Here is a 20,767-nt window from a genome sequence, read left to right on the forward strand (position 1 = left end):
CGGCACTACGCCGTGACGATGTTCACCAGCTTCGGCGCCCGCACGATCACCTTCCGGATCCCGGCCCCGTCCAGCGCCGCCACGACCTTCGCGTCGGACAGCGCGACCTTCTCCAGTTCCTCCTCGGAGATGGCCGGAGAGACCTCCAGGCGGGCCTTGACCTTGCCCTTGATCTGCACGACGCAGGTCACGGTCTCGTCGACCACGTAGGCCGGGTCGGCGACGGGGAAGTCCTGGTGCACCACCGAGTCGGTGCGGCCCAGCTTGCGCCACAGTTCCTCGGCGATGTGCGGGGCCAGCGGCGCCACCAGCAGCACCAGCGACTCGGCCACGGAGCGCGGCACCGCGCCGCCCGCCTTGGTCAGGTGGTTGTTCAGCTCGGTGACCTTGGCGATCGCGGTGTTGAACCGCATGCCCTCCAGGTCCCCGCGCACCCCGTCGATCGCCTTGTGCAGGGCACGCAGCGTGTCCTCGTCGGGCTCGGCGTCCGTCACGGTCACGTCACCGGTCGCCTCGTCGACGACGTTGCGCCACAGCCGCTGCAGCAGCCGGAACTGGCCGACCACCGCGCGCGTGTCCCAGGGACGCGAGACGTCCAGCGGGCCCATCGCCATCTCGTACAGCCGCAGCGTGTCGGCGCCGTACTCCGCGCAGATCTCGTCCGGAGTGACCGCGTTCTTCAGGGACTTGCCCATCTTGCCCAGCAGCCGGGAGACCTTCTCGCCCTGGTAGTAGTAGGCGCCGTCGCGCTCCTCCACCTCGGCGGCCGGCACCGCGATGCCACGGCTGTCACGGTAGACGTAGGCCTGGATCATGCCCTGGTTGAACAGCTTGTGGAACGGCTCCGCCGAGGAGACGTGCCCCAGGTCGAACAGGACCTTGGACCAGAAGCGCGCGTACAGCAGGTGCAGCACGGCGTGCTCGGCGCCGCCCACGTACAGGTCGACACCGCCGTGCGGCCGGCCCTCGCGCGGGCCCATCCAGTACTGCTCGATCTCGGGGTCGACCAGCCGCTCGCAGTTGTGCGGGTCCAGGTAGCGCAGCTCGTACCAGCAGGAACCGGCCCAGTTGGGCATGGTGTTGGTCTCGCGCCGGTACGCGCGCGGTCCACGGCCGTCGCCCAGGTCCAGCGTGACGTTGACCCAGTCCTCGTTGCGCGACAGCGGCGTCTCGGGCTGGGTGTCGGCGTCGTCCGGGTCGAAGGTGCGCGGGCTGTAGTCCTCGACCTCGGGCAGCTCCAGCGGCAGCATCGACTCGGGCAGCGCGTGGGCGATGCCGTCCTCGTCGTAGACGATCGGGAAGGGCTCGCCCCAGTAGCGCTGGCGGCTGAACAGCCAGTCGCGCAGCCGGAAGTTGACCGTGCCCTCGCCGACACCGGTCCGCTCCAGCCAATCGGTGATGCGCGCCTTGGCCTCGACGACGCCCAGGCCGTCCAGGGAGACACCCTCACCACTGGAGTTGATGATCTTCGCGTCGTACGACGAGAAGGCGTCCTCCCACGTCGAGGTGTCCGTGCCGCGGCCGTCCGTCGGCTCGACGATGCAGTGGATCGGCAGCTCGAAGGCGCGAGCGAACTCGAAGTCGCGCTGGTCGCCCGCCGGTACGGCCATGATCGCGCCGGTGCCGTAGCCCATCAGGACGTAGTCGGCGATGAAGACGGGGATCTGCTCGCCGTTGACCGGGTTGGTCGCGTACGAGCCGATGAAGACGCCGGTCTTGTCCTTGGCCTCGGCCTGCCGCTCGACGTCGGACTTCGAGGCGGCCTGCGCGCGGTAGGCGGCGACGGCCTCAGCCGGGGTGGCGTGACCGCCGGTCCACACGTCGTGCGTGCCCTCGGGCCAGGCGTCCGGGGTGAACTTGTCGACCAGCGGGTGCTCGGGCGCCAGCACCATGTAGGTCGCGCCGAACAGGGTGTCGGGGCGGGTGGTGAAGACGGTGATGTGCTCGCCGTCCACGGGGAAGTCGACGCGGGCGCCCTCGGAGCGGCCGATCCAGTTGCGCTGCTGCAGCTTGATGGCCTCGGGCCAGTCCAGCTCCTCCAGGTCGTCCAGCAGCCGGTCGGCGTAGGCGGTGATCCGCATGTTCCACTGCCGCAGCTTGGCCTTGAAGACCGGGAAGTTGCCGCGCTCGGAGCGGCCCTCGGCGGTGACCTCCTCGTTGGCCAGCACGGTGCCCAGACCGGGGCACCAGTTCACCGGCGCGTCCGAGGCGTACGCCAGGCGGTACTCGCCCAGGACGTCGGCGCGCTCGGCGGCGCTCAGCTCGCTCCACGCGCGCGTGTGGCCCGGTACGGCACGCTCACCGGACTCGAAGGCGGCGACCAGCTCGGCGATCGGCCGGGCGCGCTTCGCCTCCTCGTCGTACCAGGAGTTGAAGATCTGCAGGAAGATCCACTGGGTCCACTTGTAGTAGTCCGGGTCGATCGTGGCGAACGACCGGCGCTTGTCGTGGCCCAGGCCCAGCCGGCGCAGCTGGATCTTCATGTTCTCGATGTTGGCCTCGGTGGAGACACGCGGGTGCGTGCCGGTCTGCACCGCGTACTGCTCGGCGGGCAGGCCGAAGGCGTCGAAGCCCAGGGTGTGCAGGACGTTGTGGCCGGTCATGCGCTGGAAGCGCGCGAAGACGTCGGTGGCGATGTACCCCAGGGGGTGACCGACGTGCAGGCCCGCACCGGAGGGGTACGGGAACATGTCCATGATGAACTTCTTGGGCTTGGCGACGAGTGCCGGGTCGCCCGCCAGGTCACCCTTGGGGTTGGGTGCGGCATACGTGCCGTCGGTGTCCCAGAAGTCCTGCCAGCGTGCCTCGATGTCGGCCGCCATGGCGGCCGTGTAGCGGTGCGGCGCGGCCACCTCGGCGGTGGCAGCGGGGTTCGTCTCGCTCATGGTCCTCAAAGCTCCATCGATCGTCTCTGCCAGCGGCTGCGGTTCCTGGAAACGAAAAATCCCCTCGCACAGGAGGGGACGCCGCGCCGATTCCGACCATCCGATTCGCCCGGTGGTCGGGACTGATCAGCGCGGCTCGCTAAGCAGAAGGCGTACGGCACGCATGGCGTCAGGGTACCGCAGCGCCGGAGCGGGCCGCGACGGGCTTCCCGGGGGCGCGTGACGGCGCTCAAGAGACGGCTCACACATGAACAACCGCGCCCCCTGCTCCGTACCTGAGAGTTGTGAAGACATGGAAAAGCTGAGCAACGTTCAATTGTTACCTGGCGTAACAGTCGCTAAGGGACATCGCACGCCTCACCCAGCCCGTAGATAACAACGCAATAACTCAAACGCCGTACCCCCCGGTATGGAGCCACTTAGAGTGCGGCAGCGGGACCGCCTTCCCGAACCGCTCGGAGTTGCCCCCATGAACCCTCGCCGTAGTAACAGTTCGCTTCCCCAGCCGGGCCGGTCGGCCTATGGGGTGGCGACCGCCGCTGTTCTGCTTCTCATACCCCTGGTCGTGCTGCTCGGCGGTACCTGGCTCCAGGAGTTCCTCAACTTCGGTGCCGGCGTCCTGTCGCTCGTCTGCCTCACCTGCTCGGTCATCTGGGGTCTGGTCGCCCAGGACCGGATGATCCTCAACACCCGCCAGCGGATCATCGCGCAGGGCATCCACCGGGTGACCGCCGTGGCCTCGATCGCGTTCCTCCTGGTGCACATCGGCGTCAAGCTGGCCCTGGACCACGCCACCCCGCTCGCCGCGCTGATCCCCTTCAGCCTGGTGTTCGCCGGCGGCAGCGAGATCCCGGGCAGCGCCTTCCTCATCGGCCTGGGCTCCCTGGCCGCGCTGCTCATGATCTTCGTGGGCGTCACCGGCGCCCTGCGCAACCAGTTCGCCTCCCCGGCGCCGGTCGCCGCACGCTGGCGCGCGATGCACATGCTGGCCTACCCGGCCTGGTGCTCCGCCCTGATCCACGGCCTGTTCGCGGGCCGCCCGGCGAAGACGTTCTTCATGGTCAGCTACGAACTCTGCGTCGTCGCCGTCGCCGCCGCCCTCGCCCTGCGCGCGGCCCCCCGCCCCGTCAAGCGCAAGGTCGCCGACCGGATCGCCCAGATCATCGGCACCGACCCGGGCGCCCGCGAGGACCTGGAGGAGAGCCGCGCCCGGGCGGCGTCCGGGTCCTCCCTGCCGGGATACGAGAACCCGGGCCGCGGCCGCTCCTCGCGCGACGAACGGCCGGCGCGCGAGGAGCGGACCGGACCACTGCCCGGCATGCCCTCCCAGGCACCCTCGGCCGCGGAGACCACGGGCGGTTTCGCCGCCGCCTACCGTGCCGTCAACCCCCGCTCCCGCGGGCAGCAACAGCAGCCGTTTGCCGACCAGACCTCGCGCATGGACCTGCCCATGGACATGCAGCCGACGGAGGCGATCCCGCGCGTCGACGGCAACACCGGCAACTGGCCGATCCCCTCCCCGCCGCCGGTCGGCGAGGCTCCCCCGTCGGCCTACGACCCGCTGAACGACACGGGATACAACATCCCCGTCTATGACAACTCGGGCACCACGACATACGGCGCGAACACGTCGGGCTACGGTTCCAACGCCGCGGGCTACGGCTCGAGTGATGTGTACGACACCGCTGAGACGAACGCCGTCTTCGGTACGTACAACCAGAACGACACGTACAACAACAGCGGTCCCGCCACCGAAACAATGCCCGGTGCCTCCTACGACTTCGACGCACCGGGTTCGGGCGAACCTTGGAACACGCCTTCCGGAGGCTTTAAGTGAACGAGGCCCTGCCCGACGTACCCGAAGTCCGCGTGGTCGGACTTCCCCAGCTCACGTCGGGCTTCGACCTTGTCGAAAGACTTGACCTGCCCATGCACCTGAAGGTGCACGGGCCGCTCGAACCGTTGGGCGGCGAGCAACTCGCGAAGCTCGCCGAGAACATCAACCTCAAGGGCCGCGGCGGCGCGGGCTTCCCCTTCCACAAGAAGCTGCGCTCGGTGGCCGAGTCCGCGATCAAGCGCGGCGTACGGCCGGTCGTCGTCGTCAACGGCAGCGAGGACGAACCGGCCTGCCGCAAGGACACGGTGATGATCAACCGTGCCCCGCATCTCATCCTGGACGGCGCGCTGCTGTGCGCCGAGGCCCTGGGTGCCCGCACGCTCGTGGTGGCGGTCACCCGTGAGTCCACCCAGCGCTCCATGGAGGCCGCCCTCGCCGAGCGCGGCCTCAGCAACAGCCGTCGGTCCGCGCTACGCGCGTTCGTCCAGCGCAACCCGGTGCGCATGGTCACCGGCGCCGCCGCCTCCGTGATCCGCTCCATCGACGGCGGCCCGGCGATCCCGCCCGGCCGCAAGGTCAGCGCCTCGCAGAACGGCGTGGGCGGCGCCCCGACCCTGCTGTCCAACGCCGAGACCTTCGCCCAACTGGCCATCGCCGCCCGCATCGGCCCCGAGCGCTACGGCAACACCGGCCTGTACGACGAGCCGGGCACCGTCATGCTCACGGTCTCCGGCGCGGTCGCCCGCCCGATGGTCCTCGAGGTCCCCACGGGCGTGCCGCTGCGCTACGTCCTTCAGCTCGCCGGCGCCCCGCCGGTGCCGCAGGGCGTGCTGACCGGCGGCTATCACGGCAAGTGGATCGACGCGGCGACGGTCAACGAGGCGATCGTCTCGCGCAACTCCCTGGACGCGGTGGGCGGCGCGCTCGGCGCCGGCGCGATCCTGCCGATCACTCAGGAGACCTGCCCGCTGGGCGAGTCGCTGCGCGTGGCGCAGTGGCTGGCCGAGGAGAGCGCGGGCCAGTGCGGCCCCTGCTACCTCGGTCTGCCGGCCGCCGCGCGCGGCATGGAGGACATCCTCAACGGCGGTGGCCCGGCCGCACTGGAGGCGCTCAAGCAGGTCGCCAAGAACGTGAAGCGGCGCGGCGCGTGCTCGCATCCGGACGGCTCCGCGATGTTCCTGGAGTCGACCATCAAGGCGTTCACCGACGACCTCGCGGCGCATGTCCTCGGCAACGGCTGCGGACGGCCCGTGGAGGGCGTTCTGCCGCTCTTCGAGGGCGGCCGGGCGCCCTCGGGCATCCCGGGCGGCGCCGAGGCCGAGGAGAACGGCCCCAGCCGCCAGAAGATCTACGTCGACTGGACGCTGTGCCGCGGCCACGGCCTGTGCGCGGACATCCTCCCGGAGGTCTTCCAGCTCGGCGCCGACGGCTTCCCGACCGTCGCCCAGGCGATGGTCCCGCGCTACGCCGAGGCCAAGGCCCTGCGGGCGGTGCGCCGTTGCCCCGCGCTGGCCCTGCGCCTGGAGGAGGACACGCGCGGGCAGGACACCTCCCGCAACAACCTGCCGGTCCTCTCCCAGGGCCGCGGCAGGCGCGCCCTGGGCCGCTGAGCCCACCGGGGGCCGTCCCACCGGGACGGCCCCTGGAACCAGCGCTGTTCGCACACGAAAGCGCTGTTCGCACACGAAAAAGATCCCGCCGGATGGATTCCATCCGGCGGGATCTTCTTGTCTCACTGTGGAGCTAAGGAGAATTGAACTCCTGACCTCCTGCATGCCATGCAGGCGCTCTACCAACTGAGCTATAGCCCCTTGCGGTGTCTGCCGGGTTTCCCCGGCGGCGACGCCAACATTACCGGTCGACGGGGTGCAGCACCAAATCGTTTACCCCCCAGGGCAGTACGCCCCGAAATGTCGGAATTTACGACCCGTCGATCACGCCGTGACGAACGAATAGAAGCGCTTGAGCGTGCAGTGCTCTTCGAGCAGCCGGCCGTAGATCGGCTCACCCTCGAGTTCACGGTAGGTCTCGATCGGGTCGCCTTTTATGATCAGCGCCCGCGCGCATTCCTCGCACCAGTACTGGTAGTCGGGGTTCACCGGTTCCATGTCACGGACGATCGGCGTTCCGCTGCCGCACCAGTCGCACTTTCGCCTGTGTGCACCCATCGATCAGCTCCAGCTGTGGCCGCAGGCCGTGCACACGTAGGAAACTCCGCCGTTGTCACCGAGCAGCTGGGCGACATGGACGGAGCCGCAGGAAGGGCAGCTGAGGCGGGTGATCGTATCCCGTGTCAATGCTGCATCGAAGAGGTGACCGACCTCTCCGAGGATGCACGCAGGCATCGCAACTCCCTCCCGTCGGGCCGCGCCCCCTCCGGCCGTTTGATTCTGCCACGGCCGGACCAATACGGTCAGCGACGCCTCAGTACCAGTCCGGACACGGCACCCGCAGCGGCCCTGCGAACCGAGCGAACCCGCACCCCAACGCGCCTCTCCTGAGAGGTATACGCCTGAGAGGCCCAACTAACTCAAGCCGGACCCGAACAGTTCGGATACCAGAAGATCCCGCCGATCGGAGCGATCGACGGGATCTTGTTGTCTGACTGTGGAGCTAAGGAGAATTGAACTCCTGACCTCCTGCATGCCATGCAGGCGCTCTACCAACTGAGCTATAGCCCCTCGCGTCCCGCCGCTCGGCGGGGCGAACAAGAAGAACCTTAGCCTGTGACCTGCCGGAAAGTGAAATCCGGGCTCGCCGTGAGTCCCGGCCGGGACTCATGGCGTCAGTCGTCGTCGCCGAGCACCGGCTCCGGCAGCGTGCCGGCGTTGTGCTCCAGCAGACGCCAGCCGCGCGCGCCCTCGCCCAGCACGGACCAGCAGCAGTTGGACAGGCCGCCCAGGCTCTCCCAGTGGCGGGCCTGGAGGCCGAGGAGGCGGCCGATGGTCGTACGGATCGTGCCGCCGTGGCTGACCACGACCAGCGTGCCGTCGTCCGGGAGCTTCTCGGCGTGCCGGAGCACCACGGGCGCGGCGCGGTCGGCGACCTCGGTCTCCAGTTCGCCGCCACCGCGGCGCACCGGCTCGCCCCGCTTCCACGCGGCGTACTCCTCGCCGTAGCGGACGATGATCTCCTCGTGCGTGAGCCCCTGCCAGACGCCGGCGTAGGTCTCGCGCAGGCTCTCGTCGTGGGTCACCTCCAGGCCGGTGAGCGCGGCCAGCTCGGCGGCCGTGTGCGCGGCGCGCTGGAGGTCGGAGGCGACGATCGCGTCGGGCCTGAGGCCCGCCAGCAGCCGGGCGGCGCGGCGGGCCTGGGAGACACCGGCCTCGGTCAGGGGCACGTCCGTGGAGCCCTGGAAGCGGCGCTCCACGTTCCACGAGGTCTGGCCGTGCCGCCACAGGATGACGCGGCGGCCGCGGCCGGGCCGGCCCGCCGACACCTCGCCGGTGGCGCTCATCGCCACTCACCGCTCGGTTCGGCCGCGTCCTCGGCGGCCTGGAGCTTGGCGTGCTCCGCGGCCTTGCCCCGGGTGGCCTTGGCGTCCTCGGGCAGGTCGAGCTCGGGGCAGTCCTTCCACAGCCGCTCCAGGGCGTAGAAGACGCGCTCCTCGCTGTGCTGGACGTGGACGACGATGTCGACGTAGTCGAGCAGCACCCAGCGGGCCTCGCGGTCGCCCTCGCGGCGCACCGGCTTGGCGCCGAGCTCCTTGGCGAGCCGCTCCTCGATCTCGTCGACGATCGACTTGACCTGGCGGTCGTTGGGCGCGGAGGCCAGCAGGAAGGCGTCCGTGATCGACAGGACGTCGCTGACGTCGTAGGCGATGATGTCGTGCGCGAGCTTGTCGGCGGCCGCCTGGGCGGCGGAGGTGACGAGCTCGAGGGAACGGTCGGTAGCGGTCACTACAAGGCTTTCGATCGGCGGACACTTGACTTGACTGACATCAAGGGTCTCACGGACCGGTGACAGGACCCCACGCGATTACCGGCTCACGTGGGGTGGCCTGCGGTGATGTACGGCAGCTACGAGGACGACGGCTCGTAGTCCTGGCCCAGGACCACCGACACGTCGGCGTTTGCGGACACATCCCCCTTGGTGACCGCGTCCGCGGACAGCCCCAGGGTCTTGGCGACCTCGGTGGCGTCGTCCTTGTCGGCGGCGTCGGCGTAGACGACCTCGGACGTGGCCGCGGTGGAGGCGTTGCCGCCCTCCAGGAAGGTGAAGCCGCCGTTCAGCAGCACCACGCGGGCCTTGCCGGTGTTGTCCTTGACCCCGCTGGCGTTGCGGACGGACACCCGGACCGCGGCGTCCTTGTCGGGGCTCTTGGCGGTGCCGCCGAGGACGTCCTTGACGACGCTCGCGCTCGCCCGGTCGCTGAGCGTGCCGTCGCTTTGGACGGGCAGCAGGGCCGTCTTGTAGTCGCCGCCCTTGGCGAGGTCGGCGAGCTTGGCGAGGAAGGCGCCGAGGTCCTTGTCGGTCAGCGGCGGTTCGATGATCATGCCCAGCGTCTGCACGGTGGTGGTCGCGCCCTGGGTGTCCGAGGTCAGCTTGCGCAGCACGGCCTGCATGACCTGCCCGAACCGCTCCAGCTGGGCGTTCTGCGCCTCGCCGGAGGCCTGGTAGGTGGCGTAGGCGACGGCCATCTTGCCGCTGAGGGTCTGGTCCGTGCCCTTGCGCACCAGGGGCGCCGAGCCCTTGGCCTTGGCGTCCGGGTCGGGTACGTCGGCGTTGGTGTCGACCTCGATGCTGCCGACCAGGTCGACGAGGTTCTGCAGGTAGGGCGTGTCCAGCCGCCAGGTGCCCTGGATCTCGGTGCCGAGGACGGTGTCGATCGCGTCGCGCGTCCCGGAGGAGCCGTCGTCGTCGACCGACTTGGCGAGGGTGGTCGTGCTGCCGTCGTCGCCGGTCAGGGCGAGGGAGTTGGGCAGCAGGACGGTGGTGCCCTGCTCGGTGGTGGTGTTGTCGACGAGCAGCGCCGTGGAGGTGCCGCCCTTCTTGGTGTTGTGCAGATGCAGGACGATCACGTCGCGCTTCTGGGCGCCCACCGGCGTCGCGGTGTCGCTCTTGTCGTCCGACGACGACAGACCGGGCAGCTTCCCGGCGTACCAGAGGTAGCCGACGCCGCCGGCCGCGACGATCGCCAGGACGACCACGAGGGCGACCACACGCGCGCGTGCCCGCCTCTTGGCCTCCTCGCGGCGCTCGGTGCGGTTCTCGGTGAACGCCAGCCAGTCGATGACGTCCTCGGAGTCCTGGTCGGGCTCCTCGACGAAGGCGAACTGCTCGGTCCGGTAGTCCCGGTCGTCCCGCCCCTGGGCCACCGGTTCCTCGACCGGTCCGGCCTGCTGCGGGATGTAGGCGGTCTGCTCGGCGGTGCGGGGCTGCTGCCCGCCGGTGGCGGTACGGCCGTACGGGTCGTACGGCGGCGAGTGCGCGCCGGGCTGCTGCTGGTGGTGGGTGCCGGTGCCGTACGCGTCGTACGGCGGCGGGGGCGGCTGCCGGCCGGTGTCGCCGGTGCCGTAGGGGTCGTACGGCTGGACAGGCTGCTGCCGACCGGTCGCGTACGGGTCGTAGCCGTACCCCTGCTGTGCGTAGGGGTCGTAGTGCTGCTCAGGCTGCTGCTGGGCCGGGATCTGGCGGTACACCGGCCGTCCGTACTCGTCGTAGCCGACGAGTTCGTACTGGTCGGCGCCGTATCCAGCCGCCCCCGCGTCGTATCGGTCGTTCACCGGTAGCCCCTCTCGGTTCACTGCCTCACTCGCCGCGGTACAGCTCACGTTTGTCGATGTAGCGCACGACTCCGTCCGGCACCAGATACCAGATGGGATCTCCCTTCGCGACTCTCGCGCGGCAATCGGTGGACGAGATGGCCAGCGCCGGGACCTCGACCAGCGACACACCGCCCTCCGGGAGTCCCGCGTCGTCGAGGTGGTGGCCGGGCCGGGTGACCCCGACGAAGTGCGCGAGGGAGAACAGCTCCTCGGAGTCGCGCCAGGTCAGGATCTGGCCGAGGGCGTCGGCGCCGGTGATGAAGAAGAGGTCCGTGTCGGGGTTGAGCGCGCGCAGATCGCGCAGGGTGTCCACCGTGTACGTCGGACCGCCGCGGTCGATGTCGATGCGGCTGACGGAGAACTGCGGGTTCTCGGCGGTGGCGATGACCGTCATCAGATAGCGGTCCTCGGCCGGGGAGACGTGCCGGTGGCTCTTCTGCCAGGGCTGGCCGGTCGGGACGAACACGACCTCGTCGAGGTGGAACTGCGCGGCGACCTCACTGGCCGCGACGAGGTGCCCGTGGTGGATCGGGTCGAACGTTCCGCCCATGACGCCGAGACGGCGCTTGCCGGGGTTCGACGGGCCGTTTCCGGGGCCGGTAGGCATGTCCTGCTCTCCCATGCGTGCAGACCCTACCGGCCCCGCCTGAGAGCTCCGGCCGACGGCTGTGGCGGCGGAGCGGGGGGCCTGGCCGGGACTCAGCGGTCGCGGTTGAACCGGGTCGTGATCCACAGCAGCAGCATGAGGATGATGAAAGCGCCGCCACCGGTGGCCAGCGGGCTGATGCTGTCGTGGTTGCCGCCGTGCTCCTCGCCCTCGGCGGCGAGGGTGACCAACTGGGCAGCTGCGCTGTGGAAGCTCATCTTCGGCGTGACCTATCGGTGTGGGCGGGATAAAGATGTCGGCCCATCGTATGCGGGCGCCATGACGGCGATCACGCCGACTCCACCGTTGGGGCGCCCCGACCGGACCGGCGGGCAACCTTCCCGGCGGATCAGTCGTCCTTCTGCCTGTAGCCCCGCAACAGGAACCACGCGGTCATCACACAGCCCACGACCATCACGATCAGTACGACCCGGAGCAGATTCCCCGCCCCCTGCTGCTCGGCCGCCCTGGCGGCCTCGGTGAGCCAGGCGGCCGAGGGGTTGTGCTCCATGACGCGGAACTCCTTCGCTGTAGTGCCCGTCCACGGTAACTCCGCCTAGGCTGGGCTCTGCTTCGGGGGGCGCAAAGGGCGGAACAAGGCTCCGCAAAGGGCCGGCCGAAACCCATCACACGCACATGGGGGAAAACATGTCCGACGGCCACGAGCACAACGGGCACGAGAACGTACCGAGCAGGCAGCGCAGGCGTTTCCCGGGAATCTCCTCGCGTGCGTACGAGCATCCGGCGGACCGCTCGGCCCTGGTGGCCCTGCGCAAGCTCAGCGGCTTCGACACGGTCTTCAAGGCGCTGAGCGGGCTGCTTCCCGAGCGCAGCCTCAGGCTGCTGTTCCTCTCGGACTCGGTCCGGGTGTCGGACCAGCAGTTCGCGAACCTCAACGACATGCTGCGGGACGCCTGTTACATCCTGGACCTGGAGAAGGTCCCGCCGATGTACGTCAACCAGGACCCGGTGCCGAACGCCATGTGCATCGGCCTGGACGAGCCGATCATCGTAGTGACGACCGGCCTGGTCGAGCTGCTCGACGAGGAGGAGATGCGGGCGGTGGTGGGCCACGAGGTGGGCCACGCCCTCTCCGGTCACTCGGTGTACCGCACGATCCTGCTGTTCCTGACCAGCCTGGCCGTCCGGGTCGCCTGGATCCCGCTGGGCAACCTCGCGATCATGGCGATCGTGACGGCGCTGCGCGAGTGGTTCCGCAAGTCGGAGCTCTCCGCCGACCGCGCCGGCCTGCTCGTCGGCCAGGACCTCCAGTCCTCCATGCGCGGCCTGATGAAGCTCGCGGGCGGCCACCACCTGCACCAGATGAACGTGGACGCGTTCCTGAAGCAGGCGGAGGAGTACGAGGCGGGCGGCGATCTGCGCGACTCGGTGCTGAAGATCCTCAACGTGCTGCCGCGCTCCCACCCCTTCACCACGGTGCGGGCGGCCGAGCTGAAGAAGTGGTCCGAGTCCCGCGACTTCCAGCGGATCATGGACGGCCACTACCCGCGCCGGAGCGAGGACAAGGACACGTCGGTCACCGACTCCTTCCGTGAGTCGGCGTCCCACTACGCCAATCACGTGAAGTCGTCCAAGGACCCCCTGATGAAGCTGGTCACGGACATCGCCGGCGGTGCGGGCGACTTGGGCGGCCGGGTGCGCCGCGGGTTCGGCGGCTTCACGAGCACCCCGCCGAACGACGAGCCGGGGCGCGACGCCGACGACCGCGGCACCGACAGCTGACGGGGCCCGCGGGCGCCGCCGGGCTCACACCTTCGGCTGCGACCCCGTCGCCAGCGACCCGCACAGCGCCGTGGCCCCGCCGGTGGCGTACGGGTCGGTGCCCGCGGGGCCGCCCTCCTTGGCCGTCTGGCCGGCCAGCAGCGGATGCAGCCGGTTGGTGGAGTCGTCGGCGCAGGACATCGGTCCGGCCTGGACGTAGGAGACGACCAGCTGGGCCTGGTGCAGCCGCAGGTCCTCGCGGTCGAAGCGGAAGTGCAGCTCCCGGCGCACGGTGAACAGCGACGCCTCGGCGGTCTTGGCACCGGCGCCGGCCGCGGCCTCCACCGGCCGCAGCGCGTACACGAAGGTGTGGTCGGCCGTGACCTCCAGCGTCGAGGAGTCGGTCTCGGCGGCCTGCAGCGTCCCCTGCACCCGGATCTTGCGGTCGGCCAGCTCCGTCTGCGAGGAGTCGAAGCGAACCAGCCAGCCGGTCGGCGCGTGCCGCCCGTCGGCGGTCGGCTGCCGGAAGCTCTGGTCGAACTGATCCAGTTGGTCGGGGTCGAGCAGCACCCGCACCGGACGGACCTGGTCGCCGGTCAGCACCTCCGGATACAGCGCGGACCGCACGATGTAGTCCTTGGCGATGCTCAGCGCGGTCGTGACCTGACTGTCCGAGAAGTGGGCCGTGCGCCGCGCGGCCGGCAGCGGAATCCCCTCCGCGCCGATCCGGAACTGCGCGGCGGGACTGCGCGCGTACAGGACGGCGGTGTCCCGCGTGCCGGGCACCGCGCCCTCGGGCGCGAGCGGGATGACAGTCATCCGCAGGGGCTCGACGGGCGGGCCGGAGCCGGCCGGGCTCTGATAGGGATGCCGTACACCCATGTAGATCGCCGTACCGAAGGCCACGGCGATCAACAGGACGAGAACGAGAGCCTGCCGGGACAGGCCCCGGCGCATCGGTGGACGGCGGCGTACGGCGGGCGCGTGGTCGGCCATCCGCTCCTGTGCGGAGAACTCCTGAAGCCGGGCAGCACGGACGAACGACTCGTCGAAGACGACGGATCGGTACTCTTCCTCGCCACCTCCGGGGCCGCCCTCGGGTGCCCCCTCGGGTGGGTCTCCAGGCCCTCCCATATCTTCAGGGTAGGTCGCGGAGAGCTCGGGTAAACGCCCTGCTGCGCGACAAGTTCTGACAGGTTCTCACCAGGATTGTGCGGTGGCTCCGCGCGCCGTCCGAGCCCCTCCACCGCCCCCGTCAGGGGGTGCGCGGGGTGGCCGGGACGGCCGGCGGTGAGTAGTCGGCGGAGGCGGAGGGAGACGCTCCGCTGCCCTGCTCCAGCCCGGTGGAGGCCGGCGGCGGGACCTGGTCCCGGCTGCCCGAGGAGGCGCCGCGGTAGACCGCCGTGAAGGCCAGCGCGACCATGCCGATGCCCATCACGAGGGCGAGCATCCAGGCGACGGGACGATGCCAGCGGACCTGTTTGCCGTACGTCCCGGGGGTGCCGTAGGGGCCTTCCAGGATGTCCGTGTCGTCCAGATCGTCCAGCTCGGGATCATGGCCGAAACCGGTCCGGGGGTCGGGCCCGTAGCCCTCGTCGTACCGCTCGCCCCGGCCGTGCGCCCGGCGCGCTTCCGCCTCGGAGGCCTCGGCTCTCGCCTGTGCGGCGGCCAGGAGGCGCTCGACGGCGGTCGGCTCGTGCACCACGGCCTCCTGTACGAAGGCCTCGTCGAAGACCACGGAGGCGAACTCTTCGTCCGACACCCCGCGGTCGTGGTCGTCGTCGGGCTCCCAGCCGTCAGGGAACGGCGTGCCCCCCACGTCCTCCGGCACGGGATCCAGAGTAGTCCTGGGGGGTCAATTTGGGCAGACGGTATGGAAATTCATCCGCCCTGTGAGACGCCTCTCGTACGGCACGGAGGCGGGCCGGGGGCGCGTGTCGGACGCATATGCCCTGACCGCGCGCCCCGCGCCGGGGCGTCCTTCGATGCGCCGTGCGGCTCAGCGCCGTACGTGTCCGTCCCCCGTGACGATGTACTTCGTGCTGGTCAGCTCCGGCAGCCCCATCGGGCCGCGGGCGTGCAGCTTCTGAGTGGAGATGCCGATCTCCGCGCCGAAGCCGAACTGGCCGCCGTCCGTGAACCGGGTGGAGGCGTTCACGGCGACCGTCGTGGAGTCGACCAGCTGGGTGAAGCGGCGGGCGGCCTGCTGCGAGGTGGTGACGATGGCCTCGGTGTGACCGGAGGTCCACAGCCGGATGTGCTCGACGGCCTTGTCCAGGGAATCCACGACCGCGGCCGCGATGTCGTACGACAGGTACTCCGTCTCCCAGTCCTCCGCCGTGGCCTCGACGACGGTCGCCTCGGAGTCCTTGGCGTACGCCATCACCCTCTCGTCGGCGTGCACGGTCACGCCGGCCTCGGCGAGGGCGTCCAGGGCGCGCGGCAGGAACTCGGGGGCGATGTCCTGGTGGACCAGGAGGGTCTCGGCGGCGTTGCAGACGCTGACGCGCTGGGCCTTGGAGTTGATCAGGATCTCGACGGCCATGTCGAGGTCGGCGTGGGCGTCGACGTAGACGTGGCAGTTGCCGGTGCCGGTCTCGATCACCGGGACGATGGACTCCGTGACGACCGTCTGGATCAGCGAGGCGCCGCCGCGCGGGATCAGCACGTCGACGAGTCCGCGGGCCCGCATCAGCTCGCGCACGCTCTCCCGGCTCTCGCCGGGCACCAGCTGCACGGCGTCGGCGGGCAGCCCGGCCCCGCCCACGGCGTCCCGGATCACCCGTACGAGCGCGCTGTTCGACTCGTAGGCCGACGCCGAGCCCCGCAGCAGCACGGCGTTGCCGGACTTCAGGCACAGGGCGGCGGCGTCCACGGTGACGTTCGGGCGGGCCTCGTAGATGATCCCGACGACGCCGAGCGGCACGCGGACCTGGCGCAGGTCGATGCCGTTGGGGAGGGTGGAGCCGCGCACGACCTCGCCGACCGGGTCGGGCAGCGCCACGACGTCCCGGACGTCGGAGGCGATGGCCCGCACCCGCTCCGGCGTCAGGGTCAGCCGGTCGATGATCGCCTCGCTGGTGCCGGCCTCGCGGGCCTTGGCGATGTCCTTGGCGTTGGCCTCGACGATCTCACTCGTACGGACCTCCAGGGCGTCCGCGATGGCGAGCAGGGCGTCGTCCTTCTCGGCCCGCGGCAGCGGCGCGAGGTCGGCGGCGGCGGCCTTGGCGCGGTAGGCGGCCCGGTTGACCGGGGACATGGAGTCGTACGGCGAAAGCGTGGTCATGCAATGAAGGGTAGTGCGGTCACGAACGCGTTCCCTCGCCTGTTCCGAACCGCGAGACAAGCCGCCCAGGGCCGCTCAATAGGGGTGCACACCCACCGGAGTCGCCGGTGGCGGTCCGTAGCCCTCGGCGACCCGCTGGTGGTAGGTCTCGCGGTCGATGACCTCCAGGCCGACGATCTCCCAGGGCGGCAGTCCGGCGCTCTGCCGGTGCTCGCCCCACAGGCGCAGGGCGACGGCCGCCGCGTCGTGCAGATCGCGAGCCTCCTCCCAGTAGCGGATCTCGGCGTGGTCGCCCGCGTACCGGCTGGTCAGCAGAAAGGGGTGGTCGTGGGCGAGCTGTTCGAGCGCGCGCCGCACCTCCTTCAGCGGGGCCTCCTGGCCGGAGACGCTGAGGGTGACATGCCACAGGCGGGGCAGGTCCTTGGGTTCCTCGTACCGGTCGCCTGCCGCGACGCTCGTCAAGGCGCGCTCCTCACCGGCCGCACGGGACGAGGCCCCACCGGCACTGCGCGACGCCGTCCCAGGGCGCACTCGTCTCACGACGGCCTCCTTCACGCAGTGACCGACCGGGTGGTCGTACGGAATATGTCCCTCAGAGAAAGTTGAGCAGGCCGCAAGGGCTCGCGGGGCGATTTTGCGGAACGTCCACCTCAGGGCGACGTTTGAAACGGGGCGTTCCCCCTGTTTTCGGCGGCGTGCCTTGCCGTCTGTTTTCGGCGGCGTGCCTTGCCGTCAGGGCTCCAGGATCACCAAGTCGTCCCGGTGCACGACCTCCCGCTCGTACTCCGCCCCCAGCTCCCGCGCCAGTTCCCGCGTCGACCGCCCGAGCAGTCGCGGCATCTCCTTGGCGTCGAAGTTGACGAGGCCGCGGGCGACCGCGCGCCCCGTGGTGTCGCGCAGCTCGACCGGGTCGCCCGCGGTGAACTCGCCCTCGACGGCGGCGATCCCGGCCGGCAGGAGGGACTTGCGGCGCTCCACGACCGCCCGCACCGCGCCGTCGTCCAGAGTCAGCGACCCCTGGGGCGTGGAGGCGTGCTGGAGCCACAGCAGGCGGTCGGCGGAGCGCTTGCCGGTGGCGTGGAAGTAGGTGCCGGTGTCGCCGCCGGACAGCGCCTCGGCGGCGTGGATCGCGCTGGTCAGGACGACGGGAATGCCCGCGGCGGCCGCGATCCGGGCGGCCTCGACCTTGGTGACCATGCCGCCGGTGCCGACCCCTGCCTTGCCCGCGCTGCCGATCTCGACGTGCGCCAGGTCCTGCGGCCCCGTCACCTCCGCTATCCGCGAGGTCCCCGGCTTGCTGGGGTCGCCGTCGTACACGCCGTCCACGTCGGACAGCAGCACCAGCAGGTCGGCGCGGACCAGGTGGGCGACCAGGGCGGCGAGCCGGTCGTTGTCGCCGAACCGGATCTCGTCCGTGGCGACGGTGTCGTTCTCGTTGACGATCGGGAACGCGCCCATCGCGAGCAGCTTGTCGAGGGTGCGCGAGGCGTTGCGGTGGTGGGCGCGGCGGCTCATGTCGTCGCTGGTCAGCAGCACCTGTCCGACTCGGACGCCGTAGCGCGCGAAGGAGGCGGTGTAGCGGGCCACGAGCAGTCCCTGGCCGACGCTGGCGGCGGCCTGCTGGCGGGCCAGGTCCTTGGGCCGGCGGCGCAGGCCCAGCGGGGCGAGGCCCGCGGCGATGGCACCGGAGGAGACCAGGACGATCTCCCGCTCGCCGCCGCTGCGCCCCTTGGCGAGGACGTCGACGAGCGCGTCCACCCGGTCGGCGTCCAGGCCGCCCGACGCGGTGGTCAGCGACGAGGAGCCGACCTTGACGACGACCCTGCGGGCCTCGCGCACACCCTGCCTTGCCCCTGCCACCTGTGCTCTTTTCCCCTCGCGCGGACGCCGGTCACCTGCCTTCGAAATCTACGCGAAGCGGATCGCGCGGCGCGCACCGGTCCAGCCTCCGGACAGCCATGTGTTGACCACTCCCCGTCACTCGCGGCACTCAGGACACGTGCGTGTCGTCTGCAGGCCGCCGGGCGTTAACCCGGGCGCATGACATCCCGCCGCGACCTTGGAGTGACCGCAGTTGCCCACACCCCTGTCCCGCATTCCGGTGAGAGCCCTCGTCACGGCTCTGCTGGCCGCGGCCTTCTGCGGCCAGGCCGTGGCGGCGCTGCGCCCGCACGTCCCGCTGCTGCTCGCCGCGACGGTGGTGTCCCTGGCCGTCGAGGGCGTGCTCTACCGCTGGCACCGGGGCATGCTGTCGGCCTTCGCCAAGTCGCACGCGGACGTCACCGTGCGGCACGTGCTGCGGGATCTGCTGCTGGTGGTCGCCCTGCTGCGGCTCGGCGAGCAGCAACGGGAGACGGTGTACACCCCGCTGGTCGCGGGCCTGCTCGCCTTCTACGCACTGCACTGCGCGATCCAGGCCGCCTCGGTGCTGGTCCGCCGCACCCGCACCCTGCCGGTGGTCACCCGCAACATCGACGCCTGCGCGCTTCGGCTGTCCCCCGCCCCGCCGGTCCTGCTGCGCCGCCCCGGCCACCGCCTGCTGGTCTTCGGTCTCCCGGCCACCGCCGGCCTGCTGGCCACGGCCGCCACCGACGACCCGCGGGCCGCCGCGCTCGGCATCGCGCTGTCCCTGGGCCTCGCCCTGCTGGGCCTGTACGACCTTCTCGTACGGCTGCTGCCGAGCCGTCGCCCGGCGGGCGAGCGGGAGACGCTGGCCTGGCTGGACGCGTGGCTCGCGGAGTACCGGCCGACGGTCGGCCTGTACTTCTCCGGCGGCGCCTCCTCGGCGTACCAGGCGAACATGTGGCTGGAGCCGCTCGCGCGGCTGGACGGCCGTCCGCTGATCGTGCTGCGGGAGCGGTTCATGGTGCAGCGGATCGCCCCGACCGACGTCCCGATCCTGTGCCTGCCGAAGGTCTCCACCCTGATGCGCCTGGAGGAGTCCTCGCTCCAGGTCCTCATCCACCCCTCGAACTCCGGCAAGACCTCCCAGGTCCTGCGCATCCCCACGCTCAAGCACACCTTCGTCAACCACGGGGAGAGCGACAAGCTGTCGTCCTGCAACCCGTACGCGAAGGCCTACGACGAGGTGTGGGTGGCCGGCCCGGCGGCGCGGGAGCGCTACGCGCTGGCCGAGGTCGGCGTCGAGGACAAGGACGTGGTGGAGATCGGCCGCCCGCAGCTGGATGCCGTACGGCCGTCCAAGGGCGCGCCGGCGGGTGCGTGCACGACGGTCCTGTACGCGCCGACCTGGGAGGGCTGGGACGGCAACCCGGGCAACACCTCGGTGATCGACGCCGGCGAGAACCTCGTACGGGCGCTGCTGGCGGACCCGGGAGTGCGGCTGCTGTACAAGCCGCATCCGCTGACGGGTTCGGTGGATCCGCGGGCCGGGGCCGCCGATCTGCGGATCCGTGAGCTGATCCGGGCGGCGAACCGGGAGCGGGCGGGTGAGCGGCCGAATGGTGCCGAGGAGCTCGGCCTTCGTACGCGGGAGCTGGACCGGCTCACCACGACGGCCGTGCGGGCGGGAGCCGATCCGGTCGAGCGGATGTTGGTCCAGGCGGCGCCGGAGCCGGGGCGGGCGGAGGCGGTGGCGGCGGCCACGGCGGCCTGGGAGCGGGCGTACTGGGCCTCGCTGCCCGAGCGGGAGCACCAGATCGTCACCGCGCCCCGGCCTACGCTGTACTCCTGCTTCAACCAGGCCGACGTGCTCGTCAGCGATGTGTCGAGCGTGATCAGCGACTTCCTGGCGAGCGGCAAGCCGTATGCCGTGGCGAACACCAGTGGTCTCTCGGAGGACGTGTTCCGCAAGGCCTTCCCGACCGTGCGCGCGGCGACCGTGCTGACGCCGGACGCGGCCGGGGTCGCGGACCTGCTGGAGGCGGTACGGCACCCCGGGAAGGACGAACTCGCCGAGGAGCGGGCCGAGTTGAAGCGACACCTGCTGGGGCCGGACGAGCCGGCGTCACAGGTGCGCTTCAACGAGGCAGTACAGGCGCTGTGTTCGGCTGCGCGCGAGCACCGGGCGCGGAGGGAGGAACGGCTTGCGGCGGAGATCCCGGAGCAGCGCGGAGCAGCACCGGCGACTGCCGCGTCCGAGCGGTGACACGACTGTGGGCCGGTTCGGGGTCTCCCCCGTACCGGCCCACAAACCTGTGGTCACGGCCTCAGCGCACGAACGTGCAGTGGAAGCCCTCGTCCGGATCCCCGACCGACCAGTGCAGCTTCAGCTTCTTGCCGTCGTGCACATAGTCGAGCGAGTACAGGCTGCGCTCCCCGTCCAGGTCCAGGGTCGGCGGTGCGACGCCCTTCTTGCCGGGGTAGAGCGACCACTTGCCGTCGCCCGAGGTGCGTTCCGGTTCGGCCGTGCGGCCGGCGAGACGGATCGGGAAGCCGGTGAAGCGGAAGGTGTGGTCGGCGGCGATCCGGATCGTCGCACCGCACGCCGCGCTCCAGTCGCCGATCACCTGCCGGTCGGTCACCGGTGGCGCCGGCTCCTCCCCGCACGCGCTCGTCAGGACGAGACAGGCCACGGCGACGCCGACACGCGCGAGCCTGCCGGCGCGCACCGTGGGTCTGTCCTTGAGCACGGGTTTCACTCTCCTGTGCGGTTCGGTTCCG

The 20,767-nt window shown here is 70.7% G+C and carries 18 protein-coding genes and 2 tRNA genes; 4 read left to right on the plus strand and 16 right to left on the minus strand.

What is annotated here, in order from left to right; translation table 11 throughout:
* Positions 1 to 5: 5 nt before the first annotated feature.
* Entirely contained in the window at positions 6 to 2,885 is a 2,880-nt protein-coding gene (gene leuS / locus ACIRD7_RS11560) for a leucine--tRNA ligase (RefSeq protein WP_403452456.1), read from the minus strand.
* A 469-nt stretch (positions 2,886 to 3,354) separates the two neighbouring features.
* On the opposite strand from leuS, the gene ACIRD7_RS11565 reads away from it, so the two are divergent.
* Together ACIRD7_RS11565 and ACIRD7_RS11570 are read left to right on the plus strand one after the other, a co-directional pair.
* Entirely contained in the window at positions 3,355 to 4,722 is a 1,368-nt protein-coding gene (locus ACIRD7_RS11565; RefSeq protein WP_403452458.1) for a cytochrome b/b6 domain-containing protein, read from the plus strand.
* Entirely contained in the window at positions 4,719 to 6,332 is a 1,614-nt protein-coding gene (locus ACIRD7_RS11570) for an NADH-ubiquinone oxidoreductase-F iron-sulfur binding region domain-containing protein (RefSeq protein WP_403452460.1), read from the plus strand. The genes ACIRD7_RS11565 and ACIRD7_RS11570 overlap by 4 nt, the downstream gene beginning before the upstream one ends.
* A gap of 128 nt (positions 6,333 to 6,460) precedes the next feature.
* Here the strand turns inward: ACIRD7_RS11570 and ACIRD7_RS11575 are convergent.
* The 9 genes from ACIRD7_RS11575 to ACIRD7_RS11615 all read right to left on the minus strand — a co-directional run bounded on the left by ACIRD7_RS11575 (position 6,461) and on the right by ACIRD7_RS11615 (position 11,647).
* A tRNA-Ala gene (locus ACIRD7_RS11575) sits at positions 6,461 to 6,533 on the minus strand.
* 123 nt (positions 6,534 to 6,656) lie between these two features.
* Positions 6,657 to 6,890 carry a hypothetical protein gene (locus ACIRD7_RS11580; protein WP_003976229.1) on the minus strand — a complete coding sequence of 78 codons (234 nt, stop codon included), beginning with the start codon at positions 6,888 to 6,890 and terminating at the stop codon, positions 6,657 to 6,659.
* Positions 6,891 to 7,330: 440 nt separating this feature from the next.
* Positions 7,331 to 7,403 (minus strand) — tRNA-Ala (locus ACIRD7_RS11585).
* A gap of 104 nt (positions 7,404 to 7,507) precedes the next feature.
* Entirely contained in the window at positions 7,508 to 8,179 is a 672-nt protein-coding gene (locus tag ACIRD7_RS11590) for a histidine phosphatase family protein (RefSeq protein WP_403452462.1), read from the minus strand.
* Positions 8,176 to 8,622 carry a ribosome silencing factor gene (gene rsfS, locus ACIRD7_RS11595; protein WP_403452464.1) on the minus strand — a complete coding sequence of 149 codons (447 nt, stop codon included), beginning with the start codon at positions 8,620 to 8,622 and terminating at the stop codon, positions 8,176 to 8,178. The genes ACIRD7_RS11590 and rsfS overlap by 4 nt, the downstream gene beginning before the upstream one ends.
* Before the next feature lie 119 nt (positions 8,623 to 8,741).
* Positions 8,742 to 10,448, minus strand: a complete 1,707-nt coding sequence (locus tag ACIRD7_RS11600; protein ID WP_403452465.1) for a LytR C-terminal domain-containing protein — start codon at positions 10,446 to 10,448, stop codon at positions 8,742 to 8,744.
* A 25-nt stretch (positions 10,449 to 10,473) separates the two neighbouring features.
* Positions 10,474 to 11,112 carry a nicotinate-nucleotide adenylyltransferase gene (gene nadD, locus ACIRD7_RS11605; RefSeq protein ID WP_030948193.1) on the minus strand — a complete coding sequence of 213 codons (639 nt, stop codon included), beginning with the start codon at positions 11,110 to 11,112 and terminating at the stop codon, positions 10,474 to 10,476.
* 77 nt (positions 11,113 to 11,189) lie between these two features.
* On the minus strand, positions 11,190 to 11,354 hold the full coding sequence (locus ACIRD7_RS11610) for a hypothetical protein (protein WP_163016976.1): 165 nt from the start codon (positions 11,352 to 11,354) through the stop codon (positions 11,190 to 11,192).
* A 131-nt stretch (positions 11,355 to 11,485) separates the two neighbouring features.
* Complete coding sequence (locus tag ACIRD7_RS11615; RefSeq protein WP_403452467.1) at positions 11,486 to 11,647, minus strand: hypothetical protein; 162 nt, start codon at positions 11,645 to 11,647, stop codon at positions 11,486 to 11,488.
* A 125-nt stretch (positions 11,648 to 11,772) separates the two neighbouring features.
* On the opposite strand from ACIRD7_RS11615, the gene ACIRD7_RS11620 reads away from it, so the two are divergent.
* Complete coding sequence (locus ACIRD7_RS11620) at positions 11,773 to 12,879, plus strand: M48 family metallopeptidase (RefSeq protein ID WP_403452469.1); 1,107 nt, start codon at positions 11,773 to 11,775, stop codon at positions 12,877 to 12,879.
* A gap of 24 nt (positions 12,880 to 12,903) precedes the next feature.
* Here the strand turns inward: ACIRD7_RS11620 and ACIRD7_RS11625 are convergent, their stop codons facing one another.
* The 5 genes from ACIRD7_RS11625 to proB form a co-directional block, all read right to left on the minus strand.
* Positions 12,904 to 13,992: a hypothetical protein gene (locus ACIRD7_RS11625; RefSeq protein ID WP_403452471.1), complete on the minus strand. Its 1,089-nt coding sequence runs from the start codon at positions 13,990 to 13,992 to the stop codon at positions 12,904 to 12,906.
* A gap of 121 nt (positions 13,993 to 14,113) precedes the next feature.
* A complete protein-coding gene (locus ACIRD7_RS11630) occupies positions 14,114 to 14,689 on the minus strand; it encodes a hypothetical protein (protein WP_403452472.1) in 576 nt (191 codons plus the stop codon).
* A gap of 168 nt (positions 14,690 to 14,857) precedes the next feature.
* Positions 14,858 to 16,144 (minus strand): glutamate-5-semialdehyde dehydrogenase, encoded by a 1,287-nt coding sequence (locus ACIRD7_RS11635; protein WP_403452473.1) that lies wholly within the window; start codon positions 16,142 to 16,144, stop codon positions 14,858 to 14,860.
* 75 nt (positions 16,145 to 16,219) lie between these two features.
* A complete protein-coding gene (locus ACIRD7_RS11640; protein ID WP_383411302.1) occupies positions 16,220 to 16,675 on the minus strand; it encodes a hypothetical protein in 456 nt (151 codons plus the stop codon).
* Positions 16,676 to 16,876: 201 nt separating this feature from the next.
* Positions 16,877 to 18,004 carry a glutamate 5-kinase gene (gene proB, locus ACIRD7_RS11645; RefSeq protein WP_403452475.1) on the minus strand — a complete coding sequence of 376 codons (1,128 nt, stop codon included), beginning with the start codon at positions 18,002 to 18,004 and terminating at the stop codon, positions 16,877 to 16,879.
* Between the two features lie 214 nt (positions 18,005 to 18,218).
* On the opposite strand from proB, the gene ACIRD7_RS11650 reads away from it, so the two are divergent.
* Positions 18,219 to 20,252, plus strand: coding sequence for a hypothetical protein (locus ACIRD7_RS11650; protein ID WP_403452477.1), 2,034 nt, complete (start codon positions 18,219 to 18,221; stop codon positions 20,250 to 20,252).
* Between the two features lie 61 nt (positions 20,253 to 20,313).
* On the opposite strand, the gene ACIRD7_RS11655 is transcribed toward ACIRD7_RS11650, so the two are convergent.
* Complete coding sequence (locus ACIRD7_RS11655) at positions 20,314 to 20,736, minus strand: hypothetical protein (RefSeq protein ID WP_403452479.1); 423 nt, start codon at positions 20,734 to 20,736, stop codon at positions 20,314 to 20,316.
* Positions 20,737 to 20,767: the final 31 nt, after the last annotated feature.

It is taken from the genome of Streptomyces sp. NPDC093568 (assembly GCF_044764945.1).
Classification (GTDB): Bacteria; Actinomycetota; Actinomycetes; order Streptomycetales; family Streptomycetaceae; genus Streptomyces.

Excerpts from the sequence above, each read along its gene's own strand:
- leuS (WP_403452456.1), bottom strand. The coding sequence starts at position 2,885 with ATGAGCGAGACGAACCCCGCTGCCACCGCCGAGGTGGCCGCGCCGCAC.
- ACIRD7_RS11565 (WP_403452458.1), top strand. The coding sequence starts at position 3,355 with ATGAACCCTCGCCGTAGTAACAGTTCGCTTCCCCAGCCGGGCCGGTCG.
- ACIRD7_RS11580 (WP_003976229.1), bottom strand. The coding sequence starts at position 6,890 with ATGGGTGCACACAGGCGAAAGTGCGACTGGTGCGGCAGCGGAACGCCG.
- ACIRD7_RS11590 (WP_403452462.1), bottom strand. The coding sequence starts at position 8,179 with ATGAGCGCCACCGGCGAGGTGTCGGCGGGCCGGCCCGGCCGCGGCCGC.
- nadD (WP_030948193.1), bottom strand. The coding sequence starts at position 11,112 with ATGGGAGAGCAGGACATGCCTACCGGCCCCGGAAACGGCCCGTCGAAC.
- ACIRD7_RS11610 (WP_163016976.1), bottom strand. The coding sequence starts at position 11,354 with ATGAGCTTCCACAGCGCAGCTGCCCAGTTGGTCACCCTCGCCGCCGAG.
- ACIRD7_RS11615 (WP_403452467.1), bottom strand. The coding sequence starts at position 11,647 with ATGGAGCACAACCCCTCGGCCGCCTGGCTCACCGAGGCCGCCAGGGCG.
- ACIRD7_RS11620 (WP_403452469.1), top strand. The coding sequence starts at position 11,773 with ATGGGGGAAAACATGTCCGACGGCCACGAGCACAACGGGCACGAGAAC.
- ACIRD7_RS11625 (WP_403452471.1), bottom strand. The coding sequence starts at position 13,992 with ATGGGAGGGCCTGGAGACCCACCCGAGGGGGCACCCGAGGGCGGCCCC.
- ACIRD7_RS11635 (WP_403452473.1), bottom strand. The coding sequence starts at position 16,144 with ATGACCACGCTTTCGCCGTACGACTCCATGTCCCCGGTCAACCGGGCC.